This is a genomic window from Endozoicomonas sp. SESOKO2, from assembly GCF_024606245.1.
Lineage (GTDB): Bacteria > Pseudomonadota > Gammaproteobacteria > Pseudomonadales > Endozoicomonadaceae > Endozoicomonas_A.
Genome location: NZ_JAHHPQ010000732.1, coordinates 1 through 4,444, shown reverse-complemented (window position 1 = coordinate 4,444; position 4,444 = coordinate 1). Strand labels below are relative to the sequence as shown.

The following is a 4,444-nucleotide window of genomic DNA, read 5'->3' as shown; positions in this document are numbered from 1 at the left end:
AACCCCACATTCCAAAGAAAGCCATATCCCTTAATACTTCAGGTTTCAAAACGGAGAAATCTATGAAACCTGAAGCGCGCAAACAAAATCATTTACTCTGGCAAGAACGGATGAACGACTGGCAGCAATCCGGACTTTCGGCCTCTGTCTGGTGTAAAAAACATGATATCAAGCAGCACCTGTTCTTTTACTGGAAGCGCAAGCTACTTGCTCAGCCTGACGATAAGCTGATACCTCTGGCCGTTCTTCAGCCAGAACCTTCTCCGCCTTCTCAGGTGATCCTCTATATGGATTCCATACGAATCGAAGCAGCCCCTGAACAAGCAGCAGCTCTGATCAAAGCATTGCAGGCGGTATCGTGATTCATCCCGCAGGTGAGGTTGCTGTCTATCTCTATACCGAATACGTCGAGTAGGCTCGACTGCCAGCACCGTGACTTGTATGGAGGTTCGAGGTTGACGAACTTCCCAAGCTGGTAACCAACAGCCTGCCCCCGAACGCAGCATGCACCTTTCAATGCACTACGCTCTCCAGTATTAATATCTCGCAGATTTACCACATTGCCAACGCCTGATCGGCTAGTTCCGACAGCTTCATGCCGTCGTACTTTCCGTCATGAACTTTCATGTGGCAGTCACGACAGACCGGTATTTGCTTCCGGTTGATTTGCGCCATTACCTTGCTAAAGCCTTTGGCTTCCTGACCCATCTTGCGGATATGCCGGACATGATGCATCTCAATAATTTCTCAGGATCAAGACCTTTGCCGCTGACATTAAATGCTTTCTGGTTCACCTTCAGGGACAGGTTATTGCCGTATCCATTAAAATCAACCTGTCGCATACCATCTTTAGTTGTCTTCAAGGCTGTAATCTTACCGTTGCCTTTCTTCAAAACTTGCCGGGTTGAACAGCGCCTCCTGCTCGCTAATGTATGCATCAATGATCTTTGAAGCGTGTATACAATCCAGCTCATTTTTGACCTGTTGGCAGCGAAAGAGTAGTAGTTCAGAACTCCTCCCAAGATCGAGTTGTAGTACATGACTATTTCCCATTCCTGTCTCGGGATTAAATCTCTACGCGCTTTTCCCTTAAAAGACCCTTTCTTAGCAAATCCATCCTCAACCAGTTTGCCCATCAGCTCCATGATCGGAGCTTCGAGCCTTATGGTGCCCGCACCAGTACGTGCAAGTGTTGCCCGTTTCGCATGGCCACTTTTATGTTTGGAAGTGTGCCCCTTGGGATCGGATTTAAAATCGCTCATCCTCTATTCGCTTTCGCAAGATACCAATCAGCACGTGGTGATCTACATTATCAAAAAATCCCTTAATATCACCCTCAACAATCCATTTGACACCTTTCCATTGGTTATAGACCTGCTTTAACGCTGTATGGCATCCTTTCACTGGACGATATCCGTGACTCCTGCGACTGAAAGTCGGTTCATAAATAGCCTCAAAATTCATTCTCATGGCTTCCTGTATGACCTTTTCCGGTGGTGGAGCAATGCCCAGCTGACGGAATTTTCCGCTTTTCTTTGGAATCTCCTGAACTCTCACGGGAGAAAACTGAAAATTTTCAGTCTCAAGCTCCTGAATCACTGTCCTGATCATTTGGAGTGAGTACCCGTCAAGAGTCCTGTAATCAGAGCCCTTTGTCATGTTACTGGCTTTGCTTTTGATGTTTTCATAAGCGGTAATCAGTACCGTTTCATCACATAGCAACCGGTAGAGTTTTCGGTTAACGCGGTTTTTATCTTTCCGGTTTTACTCTGCAAGCATCCGAATTTGAGCCAATCCGCCAGCTGTCGTTTTGGCGACCTCCATTGTGATTACCTCTCTTCCAGATGATTAATACCTGCGACCCTTTGCCATGTCCTGACTGTTATGTCAGGCATTTGACTAATACGATCGCTCCGTCACCATAGGGATGACTCCCCTTAGGCGATCCCGCAGTTACGCGTTCATAGTTCCTGATGCCTTAGGCTGCCTTTCCGCAACTTTTACCTGTACTGCTTTGCAGTTTGGCCAGCGGCTCCGAACTTCGGCCCTTGATTCAACTACGCATATCTCAGTTGAGAGTCGGAGCCCACCCCGTTGCCAGAAGTCTTTCGAGGGGGGCGACTTAGTTACCCACTGTTGCTGCTGGGCTTCAACCAGTATGGGCTTAGCCATAGCGTCTTAGCTGACGCCAGTCTTGGGCTTTGACTTCTAGCCCTCAGAACGCCTTTTCCGACCATGCTACACTCAGCTCTGGGATTTCCCCTTTACTTAAGGTCGGTGCTTTATACACGTCCGAAGCAGTGCAACTCCTCCTTTAAGAATCTATTAAACGCGCCACAACGGCGCACTATGCGTAAATCCATTGATGGGTTAGCAGCTTTAGTCGAACAGCAAGCCGGACAATCCCCCTTTAGCCAGACCCTCTACGTTTTCTGCCATCGCAAGCGAGACAAGATCAAGCTGTTATGCTGGGAGCGCAATGGTTTTGTACTCTGGTATAAACGACTGGAGAAATTCCGCTTTAAATGGCCGGGCAATGAAGCGCCTGAAGCGATTAATGGAGACCTGCTCAACCAGCTTCTGGATGGTTATGACATTCGACCCAAAGCACCTCATCCGACGCTGGAGTATACGACGTTACTCTGACAAACTGGCAATGACTGAACCGCAGTCTATTCTGAATCGGCATGGAAGTCTGCCCAGTCCACTTACCCGATGATAACCCCGAGCTGATTGCTTGGGTTCACTCTATTCTGGCAAAAAACGCATTGTTGGAAGAACGCCTTCGCATTCTTCTGCATAAACAGTTTGGTGCATCCAGCGAAAAGACCTCACCGGATCAGCAGGAACTGTTCAACGAAGCCGAGCAAGACCAACCGGAACAACCTGAGCTGGAACCCGAAGAAAACGTCACGGTTGCAGAACACACTCGCCAGAAGAAAGGCAGAGAACCACTGCCCGAAAATTTGCCCAGAGTCCGGGAAGAGCACGACATCCGTGACGATGAAAAAAACTGCAGCTGCTGCGGTAGTGAACTTCATCGCATAGGCGAAGAGGTCACCGAGCAGCTGGATATCGTCCCGGCTAAAATCCGGGTTATCCAGAATGTGCGGTTCAAATACGGCTGTCGGTCCTGTGAAAACGGTGTAAAAACAGCCAAACTGCCTGCCCAGCCGATACCAGCCAGTATCGCTACACCGGGGTTGTTAGCATTTATTGCCACCAGTAAATACGTCGACGGACAGCCTCTATATCGTCAGGAGAAATTTATCCTGGCTCGTCTGGGTGTTGATATTGCCCGTGCTACTACCTCACTGTGGATGATGCGCTGTGGCGATCTGGTGCAACCGTTAATCAACCTGATGCGGGACAAGCTGCTGGAAGCACCCCTGATCCATTGCGATGAAACCGTCACCCAGGTACTCAAAGAGGAGGGGAAGACGGCCCAAAGTCGGTCGTACATCTAGGTTCAGGTGGCTGAACCGGTGAAAAATCAAAAGATCATTCTGTTTGATTACGCTCCTGGCCGCAGCGGCTCAGTCCCGGTAAGACTGCTGGATGGCTTTCAGGGCTACCTGCAAACCGATGGTTATGAAGAAGGAGGGAGTCATCAATCAGGGCTGCCGGGCTCACGCACGTCGCACGTTCGATGAAGCCATCAAGGGGCAGAAAGATAAAAACAAAACCGGCAAAAGCCATATGGGGCCGTCTTATATCCGCAGCTCTACCAAATAGAACACGAGATAAAAGACAGCCCTCCCTAAGAACGAATAAGATTACGGCAGGAGGCAAAGCTTGCCGGTTCTGCAGAAGCTGCGATAATGGCTGGATAAATCGTTGCCCCGGGTGCGTCCAAAAACCTTGTTGGGTAAGCCTCTTCATTACCTGAAGAACCAATGGGAAAAACTCATCCGTTATTGTGATGAGGGCTACCTGCGTATGGATAATAATCTGGCTGAAAATGCGATCCGCCCGATCGTGGTGGGTCGCAAGGCGTGGTTGTTCAGTAACAGTAATGACGGAGCCAAAGCCAGTGCCAGTCTTTACAGCTTGGTGGAAACAGCAAAAGCCTGTGGATTAGAGCCCTGCCATTATCTGAAGACAGTCTTCACTTATTTGCCGAGGGCAGAATCCGTTGAAGATATCGGGCTGTTGTTGCCCTGGAATCAAAAGCCAGCCTGAATCAAGGTGGGTCATAAATACCGCTTACATTACAAGACCCAGTTGTTTCGATATCAAGATGACGACCAAGTATGTCGAGTTGAGCAAAGATCATCTGGCAGATGCCGTAAGATTGAATCCGTCAAAGAATAGGCATTTTTTGGACACTTTAAGAAAAAAGTATTTTCGGATAATTAACCATTGAAAATTCAATAAATTATGAGAGAAAATGGCGGTGAGGGAGGGATTCGAACCCTCGATACGGCTACAAACCGTATACTCC

At 48.5% G+C, this 4,444-nt stretch carries 6 protein-coding genes and 1 pseudogene; 4 read left to right on the top strand and 3 right to left on the bottom strand.

Going from position 1 to position 4,444, the window contains the following annotated elements:
• Positions 1–362 (top strand): hypothetical protein (locus tag KDK17_RS17430; RefSeq protein ID WP_257288672.1); only part of this gene is annotated, 362 nt, incomplete at its 5' end.
• Between the two features lie 190 nt (positions 363–552).
• Here the strand turns inward: KDK17_RS17430 and KDK17_RS17425 are convergent.
• Genes KDK17_RS17425 through KDK17_RS17415 form a run of 3 tightly spaced genes read right to left on the bottom strand, consistent with a single transcriptional unit; the run spans position 553 to position 1,611 of the window.
• Complete coding sequence (locus KDK17_RS17425) at positions 553–708, bottom strand: hypothetical protein (protein WP_373691171.1); 156 nt, start codon at positions 706–708, stop codon at positions 553–555.
• A complete protein-coding gene (locus KDK17_RS17420) occupies positions 675–1,262 on the bottom strand; it encodes a group II intron reverse transcriptase/maturase (protein WP_257255014.1) in 588 nt (195 codons plus the stop codon). The genes KDK17_RS17425 and KDK17_RS17420 overlap by 34 nt, the downstream gene beginning before the upstream one ends.
• A complete protein-coding gene (locus tag KDK17_RS17415; protein ID WP_257288671.1) occupies positions 1,249–1,611 on the bottom strand; it encodes a reverse transcriptase/maturase family protein in 363 nt (120 codons plus the stop codon). The genes KDK17_RS17420 and KDK17_RS17415 overlap by 14 nt, the downstream gene beginning before the upstream one ends.
• A gap of 738 nt (positions 1,612–2,349) precedes the next feature.
• On the opposite strand from KDK17_RS17415, the gene tnpB reads away from it, so the two are divergent.
• From tnpB to KDK17_RS17400, 3 genes and pseudogenes are all read left to right on the top strand, one after another.
• Entirely contained in the window at positions 2,350–2,646 is a 297-nt protein-coding gene (gene tnpB / locus KDK17_RS17410) for an IS66 family insertion sequence element accessory protein TnpB (RefSeq protein ID WP_257281106.1), read from the top strand.
• Positions 2,647–2,687: 41 nt separating this feature from the next.
• Positions 2,688–3,653 (top strand): annotated as a pseudogene (locus KDK17_RS17405) (IS66 family transposase).
• Positions 3,654–3,846: 193 nt separating this feature from the next.
• Complete coding sequence (locus KDK17_RS17400) at positions 3,847–4,182, top strand: transposase (RefSeq protein WP_257288673.1); 336 nt, start codon at positions 3,847–3,849, stop codon at positions 4,180–4,182.
• The last annotated feature ends 262 nt before the right edge of the window (positions 4,183–4,444 follow it).